The sequence below is a fragment of the Telluria sp. GW821-FHT07G12 genome, from assembly GCF_059418525.1.
Map to the genome: position 1 here is coordinate 239,938 of NZ_JBWKQA010000006.1, position 25,267 is coordinate 265,204.

General features: G+C 66.0%; 20 protein-coding genes and 1 tRNA gene. 8 read left to right on the forward strand and 13 right to left on the reverse strand.

The features are described 5' to 3' along the window. Nucleotides 1-269 precede the first annotated feature (269 nt). The 5 genes from AC07PE_RS22070 to AC07PE_RS22090 all read right to left on the reverse strand — a co-directional run bounded on the left by AC07PE_RS22070 (nucleotide 270) and on the right by AC07PE_RS22090 (nucleotide 4,224). A tRNA-Ser gene (locus AC07PE_RS22070) sits at nucleotides 270-359 on the reverse strand. An 80-nt stretch (nucleotides 360-439) separates the two neighbouring features. Beyond that, nucleotides 440-1,732, reverse strand: a complete 1,293-nt coding sequence (serS, locus tag AC07PE_RS22075; RefSeq protein WP_498768475.1) for a serine--tRNA ligase — start codon at nucleotides 1,730-1,732, stop codon at nucleotides 440-442. Between the two features lie 105 nt (nucleotides 1,733-1,837). Next, the gene (locus AC07PE_RS22080; RefSeq protein ID WP_498768477.1) at nucleotides 1,838-2,038 is read right to left on the reverse strand and encodes a hypothetical protein; all 201 of its coding nucleotides are present in this window, start codon (nucleotides 2,036-2,038) and stop codon (nucleotides 1,838-1,840) included. A 140-nt stretch (nucleotides 2,039-2,178) separates the two neighbouring features. Further along, nucleotides 2,179-3,501, reverse strand: coding sequence for a replication-associated recombination protein A (locus tag AC07PE_RS22085; protein ID WP_498768479.1), 1,323 nt, complete (start codon nucleotides 3,499-3,501; stop codon nucleotides 2,179-2,181). A gap of 36 nt (nucleotides 3,502-3,537) precedes the next feature. Further along, the gene (locus AC07PE_RS22090; RefSeq protein ID WP_498768481.1) at nucleotides 3,538-4,224 is read right to left on the reverse strand and encodes an energy transducer TonB; all 687 of its coding nucleotides are present in this window, start codon (nucleotides 4,222-4,224) and stop codon (nucleotides 3,538-3,540) included. Nucleotides 4,225-4,317: 93 nt separating this feature from the next. On the opposite strand from AC07PE_RS22090, the gene AC07PE_RS22095 reads away from it, so the two are divergent. Beyond that, entirely contained in the window at nucleotides 4,318-4,860 is a 543-nt protein-coding gene (locus AC07PE_RS22095; RefSeq protein WP_498768483.1) for a hypothetical protein, read from the forward strand. 7 nt (nucleotides 4,861-4,867) lie between these two features. Here AC07PE_RS22095 and AC07PE_RS22100 read toward each other — a convergent pair whose 3' ends face one another. The 3 genes from AC07PE_RS22100 to AC07PE_RS22110 all read right to left on the reverse strand — a co-directional run bounded on the left by AC07PE_RS22100 (nucleotide 4,868) and on the right by AC07PE_RS22110 (nucleotide 8,906). Further along, on the reverse strand, nucleotides 4,868-5,515 hold the full coding sequence (locus AC07PE_RS22100) for an energy transducer TonB (RefSeq protein ID WP_498768485.1): 648 nt from the start codon (nucleotides 5,513-5,515) through the stop codon (nucleotides 4,868-4,870). Then, nucleotides 5,512-6,144: an outer membrane lipoprotein chaperone LolA gene (gene lolA / locus AC07PE_RS22105; RefSeq protein WP_498768487.1), complete on the reverse strand. Its 633-nt coding sequence runs from the start codon at nucleotides 6,142-6,144 to the stop codon at nucleotides 5,512-5,514. The genes AC07PE_RS22100 and lolA overlap by 4 nt, the downstream gene beginning before the upstream one ends. Before the next feature lie 113 nt (nucleotides 6,145-6,257). Then, nucleotides 6,258-8,906, reverse strand: a complete 2,649-nt coding sequence (locus tag AC07PE_RS22110) for a DNA translocase FtsK (RefSeq protein ID WP_498768489.1) — start codon at nucleotides 8,904-8,906, stop codon at nucleotides 6,258-6,260. A gap of 186 nt (nucleotides 8,907-9,092) precedes the next feature. On the opposite strand from AC07PE_RS22110, the gene trxB reads away from it, so the two are divergent. The 4 genes from trxB (at nucleotide 9,093) to AC07PE_RS22130 (ending at nucleotide 13,821) form a co-directional block, all read left to right on the forward strand. Continuing rightward, a complete protein-coding gene (gene trxB / locus AC07PE_RS22115) occupies nucleotides 9,093-10,046 on the forward strand; it encodes a thioredoxin-disulfide reductase (protein WP_498768491.1) in 954 nt (317 codons plus the stop codon). Between the two features lie 52 nt (nucleotides 10,047-10,098). After that, complete coding sequence (locus AC07PE_RS22120; protein WP_498768493.1) at nucleotides 10,099-10,788, forward strand: Smr/MutS family protein; 690 nt, start codon at nucleotides 10,099-10,101, stop codon at nucleotides 10,786-10,788. Between the two features lie 151 nt (nucleotides 10,789-10,939). Beyond that, nucleotides 10,940-13,153 (forward strand): ATP-binding protein, encoded by a 2,214-nt coding sequence (locus AC07PE_RS22125; RefSeq protein WP_498768495.1) that lies wholly within the window; start codon nucleotides 10,940-10,942, stop codon nucleotides 13,151-13,153. A 62-nt stretch (nucleotides 13,154-13,215) separates the two neighbouring features. Then, a complete protein-coding gene (locus AC07PE_RS22130) occupies nucleotides 13,216-13,821 on the forward strand; it encodes a trimeric intracellular cation channel family protein (RefSeq protein WP_498768497.1) in 606 nt (201 codons plus the stop codon). A 14-nt stretch (nucleotides 13,822-13,835) separates the two neighbouring features. On the opposite strand, the gene AC07PE_RS22135 is transcribed toward AC07PE_RS22130, so the two are convergent. The 3 genes from AC07PE_RS22135 to AC07PE_RS22145 all read right to left on the reverse strand — a co-directional run bounded on the left by AC07PE_RS22135 (nucleotide 13,836) and on the right by AC07PE_RS22145 (nucleotide 16,691). After that, complete coding sequence (locus AC07PE_RS22135; protein WP_498768499.1) at nucleotides 13,836-14,162, reverse strand: response regulator; 327 nt, start codon at nucleotides 14,160-14,162, stop codon at nucleotides 13,836-13,838. Nucleotides 14,163-14,271: 109 nt separating this feature from the next. After that, a complete protein-coding gene (locus AC07PE_RS22140) occupies nucleotides 14,272-14,610 on the reverse strand; it encodes a P-II family nitrogen regulator (protein WP_230027168.1) in 339 nt (112 codons plus the stop codon). Between the two features lie 17 nt (nucleotides 14,611-14,627). After that, a complete protein-coding gene (locus AC07PE_RS22145; RefSeq protein WP_498768502.1) occupies nucleotides 14,628-16,691 on the reverse strand; it encodes an NAD(+) synthase in 2,064 nt (687 codons plus the stop codon). Between the two features lie 29 nt (nucleotides 16,692-16,720). Between AC07PE_RS22145 and AC07PE_RS22150 the strand changes: the two genes are divergently transcribed. Then, nucleotides 16,721-17,857: a GNAT family N-acetyltransferase gene (locus AC07PE_RS22150; protein ID WP_498768504.1), complete on the forward strand. Its 1,137-nt coding sequence runs from the start codon at nucleotides 16,721-16,723 to the stop codon at nucleotides 17,855-17,857. A gap of 70 nt (nucleotides 17,858-17,927) precedes the next feature. Beyond that, the gene (locus AC07PE_RS22155) at nucleotides 17,928-19,712 is read left to right on the forward strand and encodes a thiamine pyrophosphate-requiring protein (protein WP_498768506.1); all 1,785 of its coding nucleotides are present in this window, start codon (nucleotides 17,928-17,930) and stop codon (nucleotides 19,710-19,712) included. On the opposite strand, the gene mrdA is transcribed toward AC07PE_RS22155, so the two are convergent. Continuing rightward, nucleotides 19,709-21,577 carry a penicillin-binding protein 2 gene (gene mrdA, locus AC07PE_RS22160; RefSeq protein ID WP_498768508.1) on the reverse strand — a complete coding sequence of 623 codons (1,869 nt, stop codon included), beginning with the start codon at nucleotides 21,575-21,577 and terminating at the stop codon, nucleotides 19,709-19,711. The genes AC07PE_RS22155 and mrdA overlap by 4 nt on opposite strands. Nucleotides 21,578-21,697: 120 nt before the next feature. Between mrdA and fliD the strand changes: the two genes are divergently transcribed. Further along, nucleotides 21,698-23,026 (forward strand): flagellar filament capping protein FliD, encoded by a 1,329-nt coding sequence (gene fliD / locus AC07PE_RS22165; protein WP_498768510.1) that lies wholly within the window; start codon nucleotides 21,698-21,700, stop codon nucleotides 23,024-23,026. On the opposite strand, the gene AC07PE_RS22170 is transcribed toward fliD, so the two are convergent. Then, entirely contained in the window at nucleotides 22,992-25,115 is a 2,124-nt protein-coding gene (locus AC07PE_RS22170) for a putative bifunctional diguanylate cyclase/phosphodiesterase (RefSeq protein ID WP_498768512.1), read from the reverse strand. The genes fliD and AC07PE_RS22170 overlap by 35 nt on opposite strands. Nucleotides 25,116-25,267: the final 152 nt, after the last annotated feature.

Sequence of the window (25,267 nt, forward strand, 5' to 3'; positions counted from 1 at the left end):
GTATTCGCGAGAGCACGCATTATAGGGGGTGCTTGGGATTCTCGCAAGGTGCTTTGGCAGTGGTTTTCTTGCCTTGCAAAGTCAGATGGACGAGCGCGCGCCCTCGGCGCGCGGGGCTGCCGTCCCTCCGGGCGGCAGCAGATGGGCGATTCGAAGAGGGCTGGGCTCGTAGGCCCAGCCCTTCGAATCCCACACGGGGAGCGCGCAGGCGCTCCCCTCCTCTCCGCCAAAAGAAAAAGGCTCCCCGAGGGGAGCCTTTTTCTTTGTCTTGGCGGAGAGGGTGGGATTCGAACCCACGGTACGGTCACCCGTACGCCTGATTTCGAGTCAGGTACATTCGACCACTCTGCCACCTCTCCTGGTAACCGGTCGCTGTATTCGCGAGAGGCCACATTATAGCAGCCTCTTGCGAAAACGGAAGAGCTATTTACACGCGCGCTCAGGCAGGCGACAGGCGCTCGAGGCCGCCCATGTACGGGCGCAGCACTTCCGGCACCACCACGCTGCCGTCCGCCTGCTGGAAGTTCTCCAGCACAGCCACCAGCGTGCGGCCGACCGCCAGGCCGGAGCCGTTCAGGGTGTGGACGAGTTCCGGCTTGTTCTGCGCATTGCGGAAGCGGGCCTGCATGCGGCGGGCCTGGAAGGCTTCGGTGTTCGACAGCGAGGAGATCTCGCGGTAGGTGTTTTGGGCGGGCAGCCAGACTTCCAGGTCGTAGGTCTTGGCGGCGCCGAAGCCCATGTCGCCGGTGCACAGCGACATTACGCGGTAGGGCAGGCCCAGGCTCTTCAGGATGAATTCGGCCTGGCCGACCATCTCTTCCAGCGCTTCGTACGATTTTTCCGGATGCGCGATCTGCACGAGCTCGACCTTGTCGAACTGGTGCTGGCGGATCATGCCGCGGGTGTCGCGGCCGTAGCTGCCCGCTTCCGAGCGGAAGCACGGGGTGTGGGCGGTGACCTTGATCGGCAGCTGGTCCAGCGGCACGATCTCGTCGCGCACCATGTTGGTCAGCGAGACTTCCGAGGTCGGGATCAGGTAGAAATTCTCGCCCTCGCCTTCGACGCCGCCCTTCTTCACGGCGAACAGGTCTTCGCCGAACTTCGGCAGCTGGCCGGTGCCGCGCAGCGAGGCCTCGTTGACCATGTAGGGGGTGTAGCACTCGGTGTAGCCGTGCTGGCCGGTATGGGTGTCCAGCATGAACTGGGCCAGCGCGCGGTGCAGTCTGGCGATGCCGCCCTTCATGACCGAGAAGCGCGAGCCGGTCAGCTTGGTCGCGGTGTCGAAGTCCAGGCCCAGCGGGCTGCCGACGTCGACGTGGTCTTTCACTTCGAAATCGAAGCTGCGCGGGGTGCCGACCTTGCGTACTTCGACGTTGCCCGACTCATCCTGGCCAACAGGCACGGACTCGTGCGGCAGGTTCGGGATCGCTTCCATGAAGCGCGCCACATTCTCCTGCACCTCGGCGAGGGCCACTTCGTTGGCCTTCAGCTCGTCGCCGATGCCGGCCACTTCCGCCATCACGGCGCTGGTGTCTTCGCCTTTGCCCTTCAGCATGCCGATCTGCTTGGACAGGCTGTTGCGCTTGCCCTGCAGTTCCTCGGTGCGCGTCTGGATCGCCTTGCGCTCTGCCTCGAGGGCGTTGAAGCCGGCGACGTCGAGCTGGAACTTGCGGGTCGCCAGTCGGGCGGCGACGGTGTCGATGTCTTTGCGGAGAAGTTGGATGTCAATCATTGTCGGAGATGGTTGCGCTTGGTTTTATCGAATGCGCAATTGTACCAAGCCGACAGGCTCCAGGTCCGCCAGATTCATCGACCTTACGATGAATCGCTGTACAGCTTAGTTCAGTGCGGCTTTCTCTGCAGCGCTCAGGCGATGCGCCTTGACCACGACCACCGGCACCTTCTGGTCGATGACGGCGGCTGCCGGGGCGGCGCGGACGACTTCCGGGGCCTGGGCCGAGGCCACGGCGTAGCTGGCGAAATTGGTCACGACGGCGGCGACGAGGAAGACGGCTTCGAGGTTTTTACGCAGTTTCATGATGTGCTCCTTTGGGTTCGGTTGATTCGTTAAGTGATTCGGTATGGTTGAACTTTACCGATTCGAACCCCGGACCTCCATCGACTTGCGACGGATTGCCCAAAACACGGAATGAACTGCGAAAAAGCGGGTCCAGCCCCCTACTCCCCCTTGTTTTCCCCGCGCGCTTCGTCGTCCAGGCTGCGCAGCCAGGCCAGCTTGTCGGCGATCTTCGCCTCGATCCCGCGCGGCACCGGCTGGTACCAGCCCGGCTCGGGCATCCCTTCCGGCAGATAGGTCTCGCCGGCGGCGTAGGCGTTCGGCTCGTCGTGGGCGTAGCGGTAGGCGTGGCCGTAGCCGAGTTCCTTCATCAGCTTGGTCGGCGCGTTACGCAGGTGGACCGGCACCTCGCGCGACTTGTCCTTGCGGACGAAAGCCATGGCCGCGTTGAAGGCGTTGTAGCCGGCATTGCTCTTGGCGGCGATGGCGAGATAGATCACGGCCTGGCCCAGCGCCAGCTCGCCTTCGGGCGAACCGAGGCGCTCGAAGGTCTCGGCGGCGTCGTTGGCGAGCTGGATAGCGCGCGGGTCGGCGATGCCGATGTCTTCCCAGGCCATGCGCACGATGCGGCGCGACAGGTACTTCGGGTCGGCGCCGCCGTCGAGCATGCGGCACAGCCAGTACAGGGCCGCGTCCGGATGCGAGCCGCGCACCGATTTGTGCAGGGCCGAGATCTGGTCGTAGAAGTTGTCGCCGCCCTTGTCGAAGCGGCGCGCGTTCAGGGTCAGCGCATTCTCGACGAACTCGCGCGTGATCTGCGTGACGCCGGCGGTGTCGGCCGAGGTCTTGGTCTGCTCTAGCAGATTCAGGAAGCGGCGGGCGTCGCCGTCCGCATAGCCGACCAGGGTATCGACCGCGACTTCCTCGAACTGCAGGTCCTGCAGCACGCGCTCCTGCGCGCGCTTGAGCAGCTGGCGCATCTCGTCGTCGTTGAGCGCTTTCAGCACATACACCTGGGAACGCGACAGCAGCGCCGAATTGACTTCGAAGGACGGGTTCTCGGTGGTGGCGCCGATCAGCGTCACAAGCCCCGATTCCACGAAGGGCAGCAAGGCGTCCTGCTGCGACTTGTTGAAGCGGTGGATCTCGTCGATGAAGAGGATGGTGTGCTTGCCGCCGGCCAGGAAGTGCTCGGCCTGTTCGATCGATGCGCGGATGTCCTTCACGCCCGACAGCACGGCCGACAGCGCGATGAACTCGCAGTCAAAGGCGTTCGCGGTCAGGCGCGCCAGCGTGGTCTTGCCGACGCCCGGCGGGCCCCACAGGATCATCGAGTGCGGGCGGCCCGACTGGAATACCAGGTTGAGCGGCTTGCCCGGCCCCAGCAGGTGGCTCTGGCCGATGACCTCGGCGATGGTCTTGGGGCGCAGGGCCTCGGCCAGCGGCGCTGCGGGTTCGTTCTTGAATAGGTCGCGGTTGTCCATGGGGCGTAGTGTAGCCGATGGCGACCCGCCCGGTACTCAGCGCAGCAGTACGCTGCCCCACATGGCGTCGCTGCGCTTGCCCGCCCCGGCAGCCGGATCGAAGGCGAAGCGGCAGTTCGCCAGGTAAGCGGCGACCTCGCCAGCCAGTTCGGAGCTGACGCTCGCGCCCTCCACCTTCAGTGCGCGCGGCGCGCCGGCCTGGTCGAGCAGGAAGCGCACCTTCATGCCTTTCTCGTCCGTGAACTGGAGATCGAAAGCTGCGAACCCGGCAAATCGTCCGGCGCTTCCGCAGCTTCCGGGGACCAGGCCGGCAAACACGCGCGGCCTGCTATCCAGCGTCCAGACGAATTGCAGCGGCAGCTCCTGCCCCGCGGCCTCGGCCGCCTGCTGGGGCGTGTACCTGCAACCGTTGGCGAGCGCTATGGTCGCATCGTCGAGGATGCCCCAGCCGCTGGATTTGATGACCCTTGCGTCGCTCACGCTGCCATCCGGCAGCAGCTTGTAGCCGACCGTGGCCACGCCGACCAGCTCGTAACGCATGGCTTCGCGCGGCCAGCTTACCTTGCCGCAGTCACCGATCGGGTATTTGGGCTTGCCGGCCGGCTGGCGATATTCCAGGCTTCCGGCCAGCGGATCGGTATCTTTCTGCGTCGGCGCCTGCGCGGCGGCGTTCGCGCCTGCCAGTGCAAGCAGGGTCAGGATGGCTGCATGGCGTGGTCGCATGGCGAATGCCCATTATCAAAAACATAAGTATAGCCGATGAGCCTGGGCTTATATAATCAATCTTTCCAGCCTTTTAAACCCATGCCCATACCCATGCCCGGACCCGTACTCATCATGCAGGACACCTGGCTGCGCTGGACCAAGGCCACGCGCGCCGCGGCGGACGCCGGCCCCAGGCTAGCGGTCCCGCGCGTACACCTGCTGCCCCAGCTGCTCAACGAGGGCACGCTGCGGCACGAGGTGGCGGCCTTCGAGGAAAACGGCTTCGAGCAGCTGCAGCGGATGCGCGCCATCATGGACCCGGCCTGGGCGCGGGACTTGCCGATCCGGCCCGACAACGTGGGGGTGCGCAGGCGCGGCGACGGTTTCGAAGTGCGCCTGGCCCGTCCTTTCCCCAGCATGTTGACGACAGCCTGGCCGGGCCACCTGCCCGCTCCCCTGTTCACAGGCAGCGTCGGCGAAGCGGTGCGCATCGACTGGAACGGGCGCTTCCAAGCGTCCATAGGCGGCTCGAACCGTTCCTATTTCTTCGAAGAGCACACGGTGTGGGTGGCGCTGCTGGATAGTCCGACCGACAAGGCCCTGCTCGAGCTCACGCCGCGCAAACACATCGACCTGCGCACGCAGATCTACTGAGCCGGCCTTATTGGCTCAGGACGACCCGGCCGTAGACGGTATCGGTACGCTGCCCCTTGAGCTCCGGGTCGAAGCCGAAACGGCAGCTTTCCACATACTTGATGAGCGCATCGAAGGTCTGCGGCGGCAGGACGATACCCTCGGTCTTGACGCCACGCGGCTGCCCCTGCGCGTCGACCAGCAGGCGCACCTTGACGCCGTCCGGGCCGCTGGGCGTCTTGTCGTAGGCCTGGAAACGGACGAAGCGGCCGCTGGCCGGACAGCTGCCCGGCACCAGGTGCGGACGGATGCTGTGTTCGCCGTCGAGGCTCCAGACATACTGGACCGGCAGCGCGGCGCCGCCGGCCTTTGCGGCCTGCGCGGGCGGGAAGCTGCAGGCCTGGATGGTGCGGATCGCGGCATCATCGAGCAGCGCCCAGCCGCTCGATTTGGCGACCTGCACCTCGCTGACATGGCCGTCGGGCGCGAGCTGGAAGCGCAGCGTGGTGATGCCTTCGAGTTCGTAGCGGATCGCCTCGCGCGGGTATTGCGGTCCCGCGCAGGTCTTGGGTGGCGTGAGGGTCGTGGGCGCCGGCGGCATCTGGGCCGCGGCGGACGCTTCCTGCAAGCCGACCAGGGCGGATGCGATGGTCAGCCCGGCAAGGCCCTGCCTCACTGGCTGACCACCTCGGCCCCTTTCGGGACGTCGAACTTGAAGTGCTGGGCGCCCAGTTGCGGGTTGCGCTGGAAGTTGGTGAACTTCAGCACCGAGGTCTGGCCGAAGGAATCCTTCAGCTCCATCGCCTGCGGCACGCCGTCCTTCATGCCGATGCCGATGCTCTCGAAGGTCGTGTCCTTGGCCTTCGGGGTCGCGGTCATCCACTCCATGCCGTCGCGGGCGCCGGCTTCGACCAGGGTGAAGTTCTTTTCCAGGTCGTTACTGCCGAACAGGATTGCGGCCGGCGAGCTGCCCAGGGCGTTGCCGAGCTTGCGGGTGGTGACCTGGTTCAGGTCCTTGTCGTAGACGTAGAGCATGTCGCCGTCGGCCTGCAGCACCTGTTCGTAAGGCTTCTGGTAGGTCCAGATGAACTTGCCGGGGCGGGCGAACACGAAGGTGCCGGTCGACGGCGGCGGGGTCTTGGCGCCCGGCTTGCTGCGGACCTGGGTCTGGGTGAACTCGCCGCGCGCCGCCTTGGTGCCGGCGACGAAGGTCTTGAACTGGTCGAGGGCGCCGGCGCTGGCCGCGCCGCTCAGGGCGAAGGTGGTGGCGGCCAGCAGGCCGCCCAGGGTGAGTTTCAGCTTCATGGTCATCGTTTTATCCTTATTAATATATGTTCATGAAGGCGGCGCGGCGTTTCGGGCGATGGTTGAACACGTGGGCACAGGGTGCCCACGCATCACGCCGGATCGCCCCGCCATTACTCCGCGCTGGTCGCCGGCACCAGGATGTCGCGGTTGCCGTTCGACTGCATCGGCGATACCAGCCCGCTCTGCTCCATCTGTTCGATCAGACGGGCCGCGCGGTTGTAGCCGATGCGCAGGTGGCGCTGCACCAGCGAGATCGAGGCCTTGCGGTTCTTCAGCACGACCTGCACGGCCTGGTCGTACAGGGCGTCGGATTCGCCGCCACCCTCGCCCGCCGCCGCGCCGTCGGCGCCGCCACCGCCCTCTTCGAGCGTGCCGCCTTCGAGGATGCCTTCAATGTAATTCGGTTCGCCAGTCGATTGCAGATGTTTTACAACTCGATGCACTTCGTCGTCGGAGACGAAGGCGCCGTGCACGCGGATCGGCAGGCCGGTCCCCGGCGGCATGTAGAGCATGTCACCCATGCCCAGCAGGGTCTCGGCGCCCATCTGGTCCAGAATCGTGCGCGAGTCGATCTTCGAGCTCACCTGGAAGGCGATACGGGTCGGGATGTTCGCCTTGATCAGGCCCGTGATCACGTCCACCGACGGCCGCTGGGTAGCCAAAATCAAGTGGATACCGGCCGCGCGCGCCTTCTGCGCGATACGGGCGATCAGTTCCTCGACCTTCTTACCGACCACCATCATCAGGTCGGCCAGTTCGTCGATGATGATGACGATGGTCGGCAGCTTTTCCAGCGGCTCGGGATTGTCCGGCACGATCGAGAACGGATTCGGGATGTGCTCTTCCCGCTTGGCCGCTTCCAGGATCTTGGCGTTGTAGCCGGCCAGGTTACGCACGCCCAGCTTGGACATCAGCTTGTAGCGGCGCTCCATCTCGTTCACCGCCCAGTTCAGCGCATGGCCGGCCTGGCGCATGTCGGTCACGACCGGCGCCAGCAGGTGCGGAATGCCTTCGTACACCGACATCTCCAGCATCTTCGGGTCGATCAGGATCAGGCGCACGTCGTCCGGGTCGGATTTGTACAGCAGCGACAGAATGGTGGCGTTGATGCCGACCGACTTACCGGAGCCGGTGGTACCGGCCACCAGCAGGTGCGGCATCTTGGCCAGGTCGGCGCAAACCGGCTTGCCGGCGATGTCCTTGCCCAGCGCGACCGTCAGCGCCGAGGCGCTGTCGCCATACACCTTGGAGCCGACGATCTCCGACAGGCGCACGATCTGGCGCTTCGGATTCGGCAGCTCCAGCGCCATGTAGTTCTTGCCGGGGATCGTCTCGACCACGCGGATGGAGGTCAGCGACAGCGAACGCGCCAGGTCGCGCGCAAGGTTGACGATCTGGCTGCCCTTCACGCCGGTGGCCGGCTCGATTTCGTAGCGGGTCACGACCGGGCCCGGATAAGCGGCGACCACCTTGGCTTCGACGCCGAAGTCGGACAGCTTCTTCTCGATCAGGCGGCTGGTGAATTCCAGGGTCTCGATGGCGACCGTTTCCTGGGCCGGCGGCGCTTCGTCCAGCAGGCTGATCGGCGGCAGAGGCGAATCGCCCGGCATGCCCTGGAACAGGACGTTCTGCCTTTCCTTCTCGGCGCGCTCGGAACGCGGCACGCTGACCACCTGGGGTTCGATCTTGATCGGCGCCAGCGCGGGGGCGGCGGCGGTGGGCGAAGCGGCCGGCGCGGCCGGGAGCGCAGGCTCGCGGTACGCAGGCGCAGACGCACGCGGTGTCACCACACCATCCTCGTCGATATCCTCGTCCAGCATCGGCTCGGCGCGCGGCTCGAGCTTCGCATCCAGCTTCGGCTCCTTACCGGCCTTGTCGCCTTTGGCGGAGACCTTGGACATGACCTTGGCCAGGAAGCCCGGCGCCGGCGCCTCGTCGCCGTCTTCCAGCTGCGGCTCGGCCTTCGACGCCAGGGCCGGGGCCGGCGCGGCATGCTTCTCGACGTACTTGGCGCGCTCGTTCACCACGACCTCGTCGCGGCGGCTGGCGGCGACTTCGCCGTGGCGGCGGTCTTCGCGGTCTTCGTAGCGCAGGCGGAACCACTCGTAGCTCGCCTCGATCGAGCCGCCGATGCGCTCGGCCACGGCCAGCCAGGACACCTGGAAGTACCAGGAGAAGCCCAGACCGAACAGCAGCAACAGCAGCAGCGTAGCGCCGGTGAAGCCGAAGGCGGCATGCGCGCCATGGCCGATCAGCTGGCCCAGCACGCCGCCGGGGGCGCGCGGCAGTTCCACCTTCAGGGTCCACATGCGCAGGTATTCGAGGCCGACGCTGCCCGCGAACATCAGGGCAAAGCCGATCCAGCGGACCACCGCCTCGCCCTGGTGCTCGGGTTCGGGCTCGGCGGCCTCGATCACGAAGCGGTTGTGCAGGCGGCGGTAGCCCTTCCACACGGCGCGCGCGAAGCAGACGCACAGCCACCAGGCGGAAAAGCCGAAGATGAACAGCAGCAGGTCGGCCAGCCAGGCGCCCGCGCGGCCGCCGAGGTTGACCACGTGCGGCACCGCGGCTTCGTGCGACCAGCCCGGATCGGCCTTGTTATAGCTGAGTAATATGAGGACGAAGTACAGCAGGGCCACGGCCGTGGCCAGCCAGCGCGCTTCCGACAGCAGGCGCACCAGCCGGTTCGGCATCGGATGCCGCGGCGGCGCAGGCTTGCGTGTGTAGGTCGAAGTTGTCGATTGACTATTCTTGCTCATGCTGATTGAAACGGATGCTGCGGGGTAGTTTCCCCAAAGATCGACCATTCTACGCGATAGATTGCCGGGAGGGCCCATGATTCATGCTCGCTTGCATCATCGACTATAATGTGCGCCACAACTCCCCTTGATAAAAGGGCTTCTCAGCCCCAGTTTCCCTCCTCACCAATAAGACGAATTCCTGCAATGACCACTCGCAAACACGCCAAAGTCCTGATCCTCGGTTCCGGCCCAGCCGGCTACAGCGCCGCCGTCTACGCCGCCCGCGCCAACTTGAATCCGATGCTGGTGACCGGCGTCGAACAGGGTGGCCAGCTGATGACGACGACCGATGTCGAGAACTGGCCGGGCGATCCGCTGGGCGTCCAGGGCCCGGAACTGATGCAGCGCCTGCTGCAGCACGCCGAGCGTTTCAATACGGAGATCGTGTTCGACCACATCCACACGACCTTCCTGAACGAGAAGCCGATCCGCCTGGTCGGCGATTCGCACGAGTTCACCTGCGACGCCCTGATCATCGCCACCGGCGCCTCGGCCCAGTACCTGGGTCTGCCGAGCGAGCAGGAATTCATGGGTAAAGGCGTGTCCGCCTGCGCCACCTGCGACGGTTTCTTCTACCGCAACCAGGAAGTGGCGGTGATCGGCGGCGGCAATACCGCGGTCGAGGAAGCGTTGTACCTGTCCAACATTGCAAGCAAAGTCACCCTGATCCACCGCCGCGACAAGTTCCGCGCCGAGCCGATCCTGGTCGACCGCCTGATGCACAAGGTCGAGGAAGGCAAGATCGTGCTGGAGCTGAACCAGACCCTGGACGAGGTGCTGGGCGACGCCAGCGGCGTGACCGGCCTGCGCCTGAAGTCGAGCGCCGGCGACGCCACCAAGGACATCACCGTGCACGGCCTGTTCGTGGCGATCGGCCACAAGCCGAACACCGGCATCTTCGACGGCCAGCTGGAAATGCACAACGGCTACATCAAGACCCGCAGCGGCACCGAAGGCATGGCCACCGCGACCAGCGTCGAAGGCGTGTTCGCGGCCGGCGACGTCCAGGACCACATCTACCGCCAGGCGATCACCTCGTCGGGCACGGGCTGCATGGCGGCGCTGGATGCACAACGTTATCTGGAAGCGTTGGAATAACAACTTGGATCCCCGCCTGCGCGGGGATGACGTGTTTGTATAGGTAGCAACGATGGCGGGCTTGAAAGACTTCTCCGATCTCAAATCCTTGCGCGACCAGCTCAAGGAAGATCAGCGCCAGCGCGCCATCGAAAAGGCCGTGCGCGAGCGGCGCGAACGCATCGAACGCGAGCGCGCGGTGGAGTTCCGCGCGGCCGTGAAGGATGTCACGCCGATGCCGGAATCGGACCGCTACGTCTGGCGCCCGGCCCAGGAAGCCGAGCTGCGCGCGTCTGCAACGGGTCAGCGCCCCACGCAATTCCGCACCGACGAGGAAGAAATCGCGGCGGTGATGAAGGAATCGATGCTGTCCGACCAGTTCGACGTCGACGGCCTGCTCGACGAAGACCCGACCCTCAGCTGGGCGGCGCCCGGCGTCGGCCCGGACGTCGTCAAGAAGCTGCGCAAGCGCCACTGGCAGGTGGAGGACGAACTCGACCTGCACGGCTACACGCGCGACCTGGCGCGGCGCATGGTGGATGCCTTCCTGCGCCGCTCGGCCAGGAACGGGGTGCGCTGCGTGCGCATCATCCACGGCGTCGGCTACGGCTCGGCGGGCGGCGAACCGGTCCTGCGCGGCATGGTCCACAGCTGGCTGGTGCAGACCGCCGAGACGGTCGCCTTCTGCGTGGCGAACCGCACCGACGGCGGCAATGGCGCCCTGGTTGTCCTGCTTCGCCCCGCGCTGGAGCAAGAAGACTGAATCCATTTGTTCAAATTTTTCGCATAATTCCTTTCGACTACGTTGAACTGTTGTGTCTCGTTGAAAAACGCCGGGCGGGTTCTGTATGGAAGTTGTAAAATTCAGTCTAAGCAGCGCCGCTCCGGTCCTGCATGCGAAGGGATAATGCGAATTGAAGTCCAGTACTCCAGTGCCGATGGGCACCCCGGCGCGTGTCGACCTGCTTAACTGTGCAGATGAACCGATCCACGTACCAGGTTCGATACAGCCGCATGGAGCGCTGATTTTCTTCACCACCGCAGGCGAGCTCGAAGGCTGGAGCGATAACGCCCGCGCCATGCTTGCCCTGCCGCTCGAAGCCGGCCGCCTCTTCGGTGCGCTGGGCCTGCCAGCCGATGTCACTGAATTGATCCAGGAATGCCTGGACAATATGAGCGAAGGCGAGACCGCGCCGATGTTCACCGCCATCGTGATCGAAGATGCCGACTACGATTGCGTGGTCCATGCCCATGAAGGCCGCGTCATCGCCGAGTTCGAAGCGCGCGAAGTCGCCATCGATGCCGTCGCCCAGTTCGCCATCAAGGCGCACAGCTCGATCGACCGCCTGCGCCGCCAGAAATCGGTCGACGCGCTGCTCGAGACCGCCGTGCGCTCGGTGCGCGAATTCACCGGCTTCGACCGCGTGATGGCCTACCGCTTCCGCCCGGACGACAGCGGCGACGTGGTGGCCGAGGCGCGCCGCGAGGACCTCACGCCCTTTCTCGGCCAGCGCTATCCGGCCGGCGACATTCCGCCCCAGGCGCGCCGCCTGTACGTGCTGAACACCCTGCGCATGATCGCCGACGTTACCTACCATGCGGTTCCACTGCTCGGTGCGCCGGGCAGCGCACCGCTGGACCTGAGCTTCGCGGTGCTGCGCAGCGTCTCGCCGATCCACGTCGAATATCTACAGAACATGGGCGTCAGCGCCTCGATGAGCGTGTCGATCGTCGTCAACGGTCGCCTGTGGGGCCTGATCGCCTGCCACCACATGCGCCCGAAGCGCGTGCCCTACTCGATCCGGATGGCGGCCGACGTGCTGGCCCAGGTGATCGCGTCCACCGTCCAGAGCCTGGAATCGCGCGAAGAGTCGGCGCTGGTCGAACGCGCGGCCAAGGTGCGCACCAGCCTGGTCGAATCGCTGCTGCTGGAAGAAGACCCGCTCGAGGCTTTGATCGAGCACGCCGACGGCATGATGGAAGCGGCGCGCGCGCAGGCCATGATCGCCACCCAGTTCGGCCGCGTGGTCTGCCGCGGCATCGACCAGGAATGTGGCGAACGCATCGTCGCCACCCTGCCGCAGGCTACGCATGAACTCCTGACGCGCCGCTGTGTCGGCGACTGGCCCGAGGAGGCGCGTGACACCCTGGGAAAGTGGGTCGGCCTGCTTGGCCTGCCGTACGACCCGCCCAGCAGCGGCTGGTGCCTGCTGCTGCGCCATGAGCAGATCGAGGAAGTCGCCTGGGGCGGCAAGCCGGACAAGAGCCGCCAGTTCGGTCCGCTGGGCGAGCGCCTGACCCCGCGCGGTTCTTTCGACGCCTGGCACGAGACCGTGCGTGGCTGCGCCCACGAATGGGAAGACGGCGTGATGACCCATGCTCGCATGACCCTGGCCGAGCTGGCCCGGGTCTCGAACGCGCGCCGCGCGCAAACCGAAGCCACACGCGCCCAGCTGCTGGCGATGCTGGGCCACGACCTGCGCGATCCGCTCCACTCCATCAACATGGCCGGCATGGTGCTGGAAAAGACCGTCACCGGCGACAAGAGCACCACCCTGGGCAAGCGCATCCAGTCGTCCAGCAACCGCATGCAGCGCATGATCGGCCAGGTGCTGGACATGAGCCGCATCGACCGCGGCCTGGCGCTGGGCGTGACCCTGGAGCCCGTAGACCTTGCGGCGCTGGTGGAAGACATGGTGGAAGAAGCGCGCATGGCGTACCCGACCATCGTCTACGAGCTGCAAGTCGTCTGCCCGGCCACCGTGATGGCCGACAGCAGCCGCCTGGGCCAGGTGCTGTCCAACCTGCTGAGCAATGCGCGCCACCACGGCGAGCCGAACCAGCCGATCGAGATCCGCCTGTGGCAGGACGACGGCCAGGCGATGGTCTCCGTCGCGAATGCCGCCGCGCCGATTCCGCACGAGATCGAGTCCGGGCTGTTCAATCCCTTCAAGCGCAGCTCGCTGAACAATCCGCGCAACCGCACCGGCATGGGCCTGGGCCTGTACATCGCCCAGCAGATCGTGCGCGAGCACCAGGGCGAGATCGCCTACCGCTACGAGGCCGCGGCGGCCGGCAGCGGACGGGTCACGTTCACCATGCAGCTGCCGCTGGCCGGGCCGCAGTAATGCGCTGACACTGTCGGGCCGGGCATGTTAGGCTAGCAACATCGCCACCAGCCCGGCTCTGCATGACCCTCATAAAATTCATCGAAATCATGGCGATCCTGGTGGGCGCCTTCTCCGGCTTCATCGAAGCGCGGCGCAAGCGCATGGACCTGGTCGGCGTGTTCACCGTCGCCTTCATCGCCGCATTCGGCGGCGGCACCCTGCGCGACATCCTGCTCGACAAGCGCCCGCTGTTCTGGGTCCAGCACGAGGAGTACGCGATCCTGATCTTCGTGCTGGCCATGGTCGCCTCGCCGCTCATGAAGACCCTGCGCCACATGGTGTCCGAGCGCCTGATCGTGATTGCCGACGCGGTGGGCTTGGGACTGTTCTCGGTGGCCGGCGTGTCGTCGGCGCTGGATGCCCACATGCCGCTCTTCATCGCCTCGATGATGGGCGTGATCACGGGGATCTTCGGCGGTGTGCTGCGCGACATCGTCTGCAACGAGGTGCCGATGGTCTTCCGCGACGGCAAACCTTACGCGATCTGCGCCTTCGTCGGCAACTGGCTGTTCCTGCTGATGGGCATGTACGGCTTCCCCCACGATTTCGCGCTGTGGTCGAGCGCCCTCTTCATCAGCGGCCTGCGCCTGCTGACCTGGAAGTTCAACGTGCAGGTCGGTCGCTAGCCGACTGCCCGCAATCAGAGCACCGTTTCGAGGTGCGCCACCAGGGTCTCGAGCGAGACCGGCTTCGGGAAGAATACGACTTCGTCCAGCGTCGGGCCGACGTCGATCGGATTGGCCGAGATCATCACGGCCGGCAGCCCGGGCTGCAGCGCGCGCAGGCGGCGCAGCAGTTCGTCGCCGTTTATGCCCGGCATCTTGTAGTCGGTAATGACCAGGTCGGGCGGGTCGGCCTGGTAGGCCTCGAGGGCCTCTTCCCCGCTGGCGGCCACCGACACGCGGTAGCCCTTGATCGAAAGGTAGCGCTCGAAGACGTAGCCGACGGCCTCTTCGTCGTCGACCACCAGTATATGTTTTCCCGTCAACTCATCCACGCATCTGTTCGGCCACTGGCCTCATGTAACATTTAAACAAGGAATGTAACATGAGGCCGGCGCGGAGGACAAGAGCGATTCAGACCGCGTCCGGGCCCGTTTCTCCGGTGCGGATGCGGATCACCTGCTCCACTTCCTGCACGAAAATCTTGCCGTCACCGATCTTGCCGGTGCGGGCCGCCTTGATGATGGCGTCCACCACCTGTTCCGTCATGTTGTCGTCGACCACCACCTCAATTTTTACCTTTGGCAAAAAATCGACCACGTATTCGGCGCCGCGGTACAGCTCGGTATGGCCCTTCTGGCGGCCGAAGCCCTTCACCTCGGTCACGGTGAGGCCGGTGACGTTCACTTCGGCCAGCGCCTCACGCACTTCGTCCAGTTTGAAGGGTTTGATCACGCAGGTAATCTGTTTCATGGTTTTCTCCTGGTTGGTTATTCTTGGTCCGGAATCTTGGCCAGCTGTTCCATCCACACCGTGGCTTCGGAATCGCTGGGGGCGCGCCAGTCGCCGCGTGGCGAGAGCGACCCGCCGTTGCCCACCTTCGGCCCGTTCGGCACGCAGGAGCGCTTGAACTGGCTGGTCTTGAAGAAGCGCCACAGGAAGATGCCCAGGTTTTTCTTGATCGCCGCGAGGCCGTATTCGTTGCGCGCCGGGCTGCCGCCTTCCGGCCAGGGCCCGACGTCGCGCTTGCTCCAGGCGCTGTACGAGAGGAAGGCGACCTTGGTCGGCGTAAAGCCATAGCGCAGCGTGTAGTAGAGGTTGAAGTCCTGCAGCTCGTAGGGGCCGATGAAGTCTTCGGTCACCTGGGATGGCTTGCTGCCCTGGTCGCCGGTCTTGCCCGGCACCAGTTCCGGGCTGATCTCGGTTTCCAGCACCTTGATCAGGACGTCGGCGCCGCTCTCCCCGATCTGCTTCGTATCCGCCACCCAGCGCACCAGGTGCGAGATCAGGGTCTTGGGCACGCTGGCGTTCACGTTGTAGTGCGACATGTGGTCGCCCACGCCGTAGGTGCACCAGCCCAGCGCCAGCTCCGAGAGATCCCCGGTGCCGATCACGATCGCATGGTGGTGGTTCGCCAGCCGGAACAGGTGGCTGGTGCGTTCGCCCGCCTGCACGTTCTCGAAGGTGACGTCGTATTCTTCCTTGCCCTCGGCATAGGGATGGCCGAGGTCCTTCAGCATCTGGATGCAGCTGGGGCGGATGTCGATTTCATGCGCCGTCGCGCCCACCACTTCCATCAGCTGGCGCGCCTGGTCGAGCGTCCGCTGGCTGGTGGCGAAGCCGGGCATGGTGTAGGCGAGGATGTTGGTGCGCGGCAGGCCGAGGCGGTCCATGGCCTTGGCGCAGACCAGCAGCGCATGCGTGGAATCCAGGCCGCCCGAGATGCCGATCACGACCTTCTTGTGGCCGGAGGACTGCAGGCGCTGCAGCAGGGCCTGGACCTGGATGTTGTAGACCTCGGTGCAGCGCTCGTCGCGGCGTTTGCCGTCCGCCGGCACGTAGGGGAAGCGCTCGATGGTGCGGTTCAGCGGCAGGTCCCTGTCGGTCGGCAGCGCCAGCGCGAAGCGCGTCGTGCGGAATTTGTCGACTTCGGCGGCATGGCGGCGCACCGACTGCGCGAAGGTGGTCGTGTGCATGCGGTCGAGCGAGAGGCGCTCCAGGTCGACGTCGGCCAGGATCAGGTGCGAGTCCTGCAGGAAGCGCTCGGACTGGGCCAGCAGATCGCCCTTTTCGTAGATCAGCGACTGCCCGTCCCAGGACATGTCGGTGGTCGATTCGCCCAGGCCGGCCGAGGTGTACAGATAGGCCGCCAGGCAGCGCGCCGACTGCTGGCTCACGAGCTGGTGCCGGTAGCCGCTCTTGCCCACCACCACGTTGGAGGCCGACAGGTTGACCAGCACGGTGGCGCCGGCCAGCGCCGCGAAGGAGGACGGCGGCACCGGCACCCAGACGTCTTCGCAGATCTCGACGTGGACGCGGAACAGGGGGTTATTTTCCAGCTCGAAGATCTGCTCGGGACCGAAGGGCACGTCCTGGCCCAGCAGCGTGATACGGTCCACGGCCGCGTTGTCCGCCGCACTGAACTGCCGGCTTTCGTAAAATTCGCCATAATTGGGCAGGTAGCACTTCGGCACCACGCCCAGGATGCGGCCGCCGGCCACCACCACCGCGCAATTGAACAGCGTATGGTTCAGGCGCAGCGGCGCGCCGACGACCATGGCCAGCGGCAGGGTTTTCGAGGCCTCGACCACCTGGCCCAGGGCGTCGACCACGGCTTCGAGCAGCGCGCGCTGGTGGAACAGGTCGTCGCAGCTGTAGGCGGACAGGCCCAATTCCGGGAAGGCGATCAGGGCGGCGCCCTGCTCGGCCGCTTCCTTCGCCAGGCGCAGGGTCTCCTGGACGTTGAAGGCCGGGTCGGCGACGCGGCAGCGCGGGCTGGCCACTGCAACGCGCGCAAAGTCGTGCGAATACAGGTTGAAGAATCGCTTATCCATGTTCAGCTTTTCATTATTCGGAAGTCATCTTGAATTATCGCACGCATATCGCTTCTTCCCTGCTTGAAGTCGGCCAGGCGGCCTGGGACGGGCTGCTAGCCCGGCAGTCCAGCCCCAACCCCTTCCTCTCGTATGCCTTCCTGCACGCGCTGCACGAATCCGGCAGCGCCACCCCGGATACCGGCTGGCAACCGCAGTTCATCGTCCTCTACGACGGCGACGAGCTCGCCGCCGCCCTGCCCCTCTACGTGAAAGGACACTCCTACGGCGAATACGTGTTCGACTGGGCCTGGGCCGATGCCTACCAGCGCCACGGCCTCGATTACTACCCCAAGCTGCTGAGCGCCATCCCGTTCACGCCGGTGACCGGGCCGCGCCTGATGGCGGTCGATGCCGCCGCGCGCGCCGCCCTGATCGCCGTGCTGCAGGCGACCCAGCAGGCGTCGGACGTATCGTCGACCCACATCCTGTTCCCGCCCGACGAGCAGGCGAAGCAGCTGGGCGAGGCCGGCTATCTGCTGCGCAGCGGCGTGCAGTTCCACTGGATGAATGCCGGCTACGCGGACTTCGAGGAATTCCTGGCCACGCTGGAGCAGAAAAAGCGCAAGAACATCCGCGCCGAGCGGCGCAAGGTGCTGGAAGCCGGCGTGACGATGCGGCGGGTACGCGGCATCGATGCCACGGACGAGGACTGGCGCTTCTTCACGCGCTGCTACCGCCACACCTATGCCGAGCATTTTTCCAAGCCCTACCTGAACCTGGACTTCTTCCGGCGCATCGGGCGCGAGATGCCTGGCAATCTCCTGCTCGTCATCGCCGAGCGTGATGGGTCCCCGATCGCCTCGTCGCTGGTCGTGCACGACGACACCACGCTCTATGGCCGCTACTGGGGCGCCCTCGAACACGTGCCCTGCCTGCACTTCGAGACCGCCTACTACCAGCCGCTGGAATTCTGCATCGAGCAGAAGATCCAGGTGTTCGAGGGCGGCGCCCAGGGCGAGCACAAGATGGCGCGCGGCTTCCTGCCGACCCGGACCTGGTCGGCGCACTGGCTGAAGCATCCTTCCTTCTCGGACGCGGTGGAAACCTTCCTGGAGCGCGAAAGCGGCGGCATCGACGACTATATCGATGAGCTGAACGAGCGCAATCCCTTCAAGGGCGCGTAACGGAACGCGGCCGTTTGGCGCCCGATGCTAAGCTTTTCTCATCGCTGGAATGCAGACTGAGGAGAAAAGCATGAGCAAAACCGTCGGTGATTTCTTCGTCGAACGCCTGTACGAATGGGGCGTGCGCACCATCTTCGGCTACCCCGGCGACGGCATCAACGGCGTCCTTGGCGCCCTTCAGCGCGCGAAGAACAAGATCGAGTTCATCCAGGTGCGGCACGAGGAGATGGCCGCCTTCATGGCCTCGGCCCACGCCAAGTTCACCGGCCAGCCCGGCGTCTGCCTGTCGACCGGCGGCCCCGGCGCGGCCCACCTGGTGACGGGGCTGTATGACGCCAAGCTGGACCACATGCCGGTGCTCGCCATCTGCGGCCAGGCCGCGCAGACCGCCCGCGGCGCCCACTACCAGCAGGAAGTCAACCTGGACCGGCTGTTCCAGGACGTGGCCGACTACGTGCACGAAGCGGCCGTCCCCTCGCAAGTGCGGCACCTGCTCGACCGTGCGATGCGCACGGTCCTGGGCCGCAACGGCATCGGCGTGCTGGTGCTGCCCAACGATCTGCAGGAAAAACCCTATGAAGACCCCCCGCGCAAGCACGGCTCGGTGTTCTCCGGCGTCGGCTACAGCAGGCCGCGCATCGTTCCGCAGGACGCCGACCTGCGGCGCGCGGCCGAGGTCCTCAACGCCGGCAAGAAGGTGGCGATCCTGGTCGGCGCCGGCGCCCTGCACGCCACCGACGAAATCATCGCCGTGGCGGATCGCCTGCAGGCCGGCGCGGCGAAAGCCCTGCTGGGCAAGGCCGCCCTGCCCGACGACCTGCCCTGGGTGACGGGCTCGATCGGCATCCTCGGCACCAAGGCCAGCTGGGACCTGATGAACCACTGCGACACCTTGCTGATGATCGGCACCGGCTTCCCCTACGCGGAATTCCTGCCCGAGGAAGGCAAGGCGCGCGCGGTGCAGATCGACATCGACCCGACCATGCTGGGCATCCGCTACCCGGCCGAGGTCAATCTGCACGGCGACAGCGCCGAGACCCTGCGCCTGCTGCTGCCGCTGCTCGAGCAGAAGGACGGCGAGTGGCGCCGCCACGTCGTCGAACAGGTCAAGGATTCCTGGCAGCTGCTCGAGAACCGCGCCCTGCAGCCGGCGCATCCCCTCAATCCGCAGCGCGTGGCCTGGGAGCTGTCGCCGCAGCTGCCGGCGGACGCCATCGTCACCAGCGACTCCGGCTCCTGCGCCAACTGGTTCGCGCGCGACCTGCGCGTGCAGCGCGGCCAGATGTATTCGCTGTCCGGCGGCCTGGCCTCGATGGGCGCGGCGGTGCCCTACGCGATCGCCGCCAAGTTCGCGCATCCGGACCGGCCCGTGATTGCCCTGGTCGGCGACGGCGCCATGCAGATGAATAACATGGCCGAGCTGATCACGGTGGCGAAGTACTGGCGCTTGTGGAAGGATCCAAGGTGGATCGTCTGCGTCTTCAACAATGGGGACCTGAACCAGGTGACCTGGGAGCAGCGCGTCATGGAAGGCAATCCCAAGTTCGAGGCCACCCAGAACATCCCGGACGTGCCCTACCACCGCTTTGCGGAGCTGATCGGCCTGAAGGGCATCTATTGCGACAACCCGGAGGAAGTCGCCACCGCCTGGCGCGAGGCCTTCGCATCGGACCGCCCGGTGCTGCTGGAATTCCGGACCGATCCCGAGGTGCCGCCGCTGCCCTCGCACATCACGCTGGAACAGGCCAGGTCCTTGATGAGCACCATTGCCAAGGGCGATCCGAAGGAAGGCTCGATGCTGGCCGGGGTGGCGCGCCAGGTCCTGAGCAGCATCCTCCCGAAAGACAAGCCTTAAGGGGACGTGGGCCGCTTGCCGAGCAGGTAGTAATCGAGCGCCTTGCGCGCGATCGGCGCCGCCGATGCCGCGCCCCACTCGCCGTTCTCGACCACCAGCGCCAACGCGATCTTTGGCTTGTCGGCCGGCGCGAAGGCGATGAACAGGCCGTTGTCGCGCAGGCGCTCCGGCGTCATCCCGCGGTTGTACTTCGCGCCTTTCAGTCCCACCACCTGCGCCGTGCCGGTCTTGCCGCCGGCAAGATAGCTGGCGCCATGGAAGGCCTTGTAGCCGGATCCGGCCTGCTCGGTGGTCACCCCGACCATGGCGCGCTTGATGAAGTCGACGTTGTCCTGCTTCAGCGGGATGCGTCCCGAGGCCTGCGGCACCGTCGGCGTGCGCGCGTGGCTGGCCGCATCCTCCAGCATCTTGACCAGGTGCGGCTTCATGATGGTGCCGTCGTTGGCCAGGGTCGCCACCGCGTGCGCCAGCTGCAGCATGGTGTAGTTGTTGTAGCCGTTGCCGATGCTGATCGAGATGGTGTCGCCGCCCACCCATTTCTGGGCCTCCCGGGTCTTCCTGAAGCGCTCACGCTTCCATTCCTGCGAAGGCAGCACGCCGGTCTTTTCATGTTCGAGGTCGATGCCGGTGGCCGAGCCGAAACCGAACTGCTTCATGAAGCCGCTGATGGCGTCGATGCCCATCTCGTTGCCGAGCTGGTAGTAATAAGTGTCGCACGAGACCACGATGGAGCGGTACATGTCGACGTAACCGTGGCCGCCGGGGACGTCGTCGTTGAAGCGGTGCCCGCCCAGCATGAAGAAAGCCGGGTCCTGGATGCCCTGCTCGGGACGCCGCTTGCCGAGTTCCAGCGCGGCCAGCGCCATGAAGGGCTTGAAGGTCGAGCCGGGCGGATAGGTGCCCGACAGCGGACGGTTCATCAGCGGATGGTCGATCGAGGTATTCAGCTCGTTCCAGCTTTGCGGATCGATGCCGTCGACGAACAGGTTGGGGTCGAAGCCGGGGCGCGACACATAGGCCAGCACGTCGCCGGTTTCCGGTTCGATCGCGACCAGGGCGCCGCGCCTGTCGCCGAAGGCCTCCTCGATCACCTTCTGCAGCTCGATGTCGAGCGACAGGATCAGGTTCGCGCCCGGCCTGGGGGGTGTGCGCGACAGGGTGCGGATCGCGCGTCCGCCGGCCGAACGCTCGACTTCCTCGTAGCCGGTCTGCCCGTGCAGCTGGCGTTCGTAGCTTTTCTCGATGCCTTCCTTGCCGATATGATCGGTGCCGTTGTAGTTGGCGGCATCCTCCCCGGCCTCGATCGCCTTCGCTTCGTTCTGGTTGATGCGGCCGATATAGCCCAGCACGTGCGAAGCCACCTCGCCCAGCGGGTACTGGCGGAACAGGCGCGCCTGCACCTCAACGCCGGGGAAGCGGAAGCGCTCGGCCGTGAAGCGGGCGACTTCCTCGTCGCTCAGGCGGGTGCGGATCGGGACGCTGGAGAAATTCCTGGACTCCTCCAGCAGGCGCTTGAAGCGTTTCCTGTCCTTGGCTTCGATCGTGACCAGCCTGGCCAGCTGGTCGATCACGGAGTCGAGGTCGGCCGCCAGCTTGGAGGGCGTGATCTCGAGCGTGTAGGCCGAGTAGTTACTGGCCAGGACCACGCCCTTGCGGTCCAGGATCAGGCCGCGATTCGGGACGATGGGCACCAAGGCGATGCGGTTGTCCTCGGCCTGGGCCATGTATTTACCGTGCTTGACCACTTGCAGCCAGACGAAACGGGCTGCCAGCAGGCAGAAACAGAGGAAGACGAACAGGCCCAGCAGCGTCAGGCGCGTGCGGAAGCCGTGGAGTTCACGTTGATTGTCTTTCAATTCGGTCATGGCGCGCCAGCATAGCAGAACATGCAATTTGGAAATACGCAGAATCGCCCTGTGTGACGAACTGGCGGATTGGTGCAATTAATTACATTAGCGAACTGTTTCTTGGAGCATAATTCAGACATGACTACCACGACCTCGACCTCGTCGCTGGGCCTGGGCGGCACGAACGGGCGCCTGTCCGACCTCTATACCAGCGCCACCAAGTCCCTGATGGCCCAGAATCCGGGTCTCAAGACCATCGACGCCCAGTTGCGCCGCGATGACGCGCGCCTGTCCAGCCTCGGCAAGATGGCGCTGGCGCTGGATGGCTTCCGCACTGCGGTCGGCAATCTGTCCTCGGGCGGGCTCGACATGGCGGCCAGCAGCAGCGCCAAGGGCGTCGATGCGAAGCTGAGCGGCGCCGGCGCCGTGGCCGGGACGCACACGGTCGAGGTCAAGCAACTGGCCCAGGCCCAGCAGCTGGCCAGCAAGGCCCTGCCGGCCAAGGATGCGGCCCTGGGTACCGGGGCGGCCACTGTGATCAAGGTCGAGAGCGGATCGGGTTCCACCAGCCTGAAGATCGACGCCGGCAACAACACCCTGGACGGCATCGCCAAGGCCATGCGCGACGCCGGCCTCGATGCCCAGGTGGTCCAGGACGGCAAGGGCTACGCGCTGAGCCTGAACGGCAAGAGCGGCGCCGCCAGCGGCATGCGCATCGCCGTCAGCGGCGACCCGGTGCTGCAGGGCCTGTTTGCCTACGGCCCTGGCATCAACAGCGCGATGACGCAGAAGACCGCGGCCCAGGACGCGCAATTGACGGTCGACGGCAAGGCCGTCAGCGCCGCCACCAACAAGCTCGACACGGCAATCGCCGGCGTCTCGCTGAGCCTCAACGCGATCGGCAAGAGTGAGGTGAAAGTGGCGCGCGACCCTGCCGCGATCGGTGCCAACGTCAAGGAGTTCGTCTCCGCCTTCAACACCATGAGCGGCAAGCTGGCGGCATTGCGCAGCGGCGATGCGGCTGCCGACACTGCCTTGAACCAGGTGACGGTGCAAATGGGCCAGCTGCTCGACGGCGCCGATGGCAAGACGCTGGCCGCGATGGGCATCACGCGCAGGAACGGCAGCCTGGTGCTGGATGAAGCCAAGCTGAAGACGGCCATCGCCGGCGACCCCGAGCGGGTCATGGGCCTGTTCGTGAAATCCGGCGGCGGCCTGGCCGAGCAGATGGCCAAACGCGCCGGCCAGCAGATCGCCAGCGGCGGTGCGGTGGCCAACCAGGCGGTCGCGGTACAGCAGGAAGTCGACAAGCTGAGCGACAAGAAGGAAAAAATCACCGATGCCCTCAGCCGCCAGGCGGCCATGATGGCGCAGCAGTATGCGCTGGCCGGCGCCGGCTATGGCGGCAGCTCGCTGTTCGGCAACGGCCAGGTCAAGCCGATGTCGGCGTTTGACTATCTCGCGTAAATAGCAGCGCCGGCACCGCCGCCGCCTCGAGCGGGCGCGCAAACAGATAACCCTGGCCCTCGTCGCAGCCGAGTTCGCGCAGCATTGCCAGCTGCATCTGGGTTTCCACCCCTTCGGCAACGATCCGCATGTTCAGGCCATGGCCCAGCGCCAGGATCGCGCGCACGATGGCCGTGCTGTCGGCGTCGCGCCCGAGGTCGTGCACGAAGGCGCGGTCGATTTTCAGGCACTGCACCGGGAAGCGCTTCAGGTAGGCCAGGCTCGAATAGCCGGTGCCGAAATCGTCGATGGCCAGCTCGACCCCGAGCGCGCGGATGCCCGCCAGCAGGCGCTCGACGACGTCGATGCGGCTCATGGCGATGCTCTCCGTGATCTCCAGCTCCAGGGCGTCGGGCGGCAAATCGGCGCCGGCCAGCGCCTCCTCGATGGTGCGCAGCAAGTCCTTCTGGTAGAACTGGCGGATCGACAGGTTGACCGCCACCCTGGGCTGGAAGCCGTACGCGCGGCGCCAGGCACTCGCCTGTTCGCAGGCGCTGCGCAAGACCCAGTTGCCGATCGTGACGATCAGGCCGGTCTGTTCGGCGATCGGGATGAAGCGCGCCGGCGAGACATGGCCGAGCAGCGGATTGTGCCAGCGCAGCAGCACCTCGAAGCCGGCGATGCACCCGCTCTCGAGCGCGACCTTGGGCTGGTACGCCAGGCTGAATTCACCGCGCTCCAGCGCACGGCGCAGCTGCTCCTCGATCTGCAGACGTTCGTCGAGGTGGGAATGGCTGGCGTCGGAATGGAAGTGCACCGGCTCGCCGGCGTCGCCGCGCGCGCGGTGCTTGGCGATGTCGGCCAGGCGCATCAGTTCGTTGACCGAGCCCGCATCCTGCGGATACGCGGCGATCCCGATCACCGGCTCCAGGTGGAATTCGCGCTCGCGCACGCGCACCGGTTCGGACAGCACGGCGTGCAGCTCGAAGGCGAAGTGGTCGACCGCCTGGCCGGGATGCGCGCTGTGCAGCAGCAGGCCGAATTCGTTGGTCCTGACGCGCGCCGGGCACATCGCTTCCGGCGCCAGGCGGCGCATGCGCGCGGCGATCACGCGCACCGCCTCGTCGCCGGCCTCGTGGCCCAGCAGGTCACCCACCTCATGCAGGCGTTCGAGCGCCACCAGGAGCAGCACCACCTGGCCGCCGTTCCGGGCCGCGGCCGTGGTCGCCTCGCTGAGCGCGCGGCGCAGCCCGTTCTGGTTGGGCAGCCCGGTCAGCGGGTCGAAGTCGGCCAGCCAGGTCAGCCGGTTCTCGCTGGTCGTCAGGCGTCCGATCAGGGCCGACTGGCGCTCGGCTTCGCGTCCGATCCGCCAGGCCAGCAGCGCCAGCGTCGACGACAGCAGCAGCCAGGCCAGCACCCCGACCCACAGCCAGCCGCGCCAGACCGCCAGGGTGTCGGCCTTGTCGCGCCCGGTGATGATTACCAGCGGATAATCGCTGACCGCGCTGTAGCCGTACAGGCGGCGCTTGCCGTCGGTCGGGCTGGTGGCCTCGAAGGCGCCGGCCGGCTTGCGCGGGAGGTGGATCTGGAACAGCGGCGTGTTCAGGAAGTTGCGGCCGATGGCATGCGGCAAGGTGGGGCTGCGCACCAGCATGAGGCCGTCGCGCCGCAGCAGGGTCACCGAGCCGCCGCTGCCAAGATCGCTCGAGGCGAAGATGCGCTGGAAATAGTCGACGCCGGTTTCGATGACGGCGGTCCTGGCGCCGTCCGCGCCCGGCAGCTTGCGGGTCAGCGTGATCGTGGCGTGCCGGCCGTCTGCAGCCGGTGCGCCTAGCTCGACCTGCGGCTGGCCGTGCGGCGCGGCGGCGGCGCTATCGCTGCCGCGCGCCAGCTGCGAGTCCAGCGCCAGCATCGCGTAATAGGTCTGCGCGGCATAGGCCGCCGCCAGGTTGCGCAAATTGGTCTGTTCGCGCTCCACCGTGCTGTGGTAACTCGAGTACAGCAGGCCGCCGATGGCCAGGGTGATGGCGACGATCAGCAGCCCCGCCACCGCAAGTGCGCGGGGGACGCGATGGTCTTCTGGCAGTGGCGCGGGGGGGCTTTCCGGCATGGTCGTGAACGCACATTGATTCAGGCCGGAGTATAACGCGGGCTGCTTTATCCCCCGCTCACCGCTGCCGCCAGCACGTAGCGACCGTAGGGCACGCCGCGGATCGGCGCCACCGCATTCACGGCCTCGCGGTCGGCAGCGACGTAAGGACG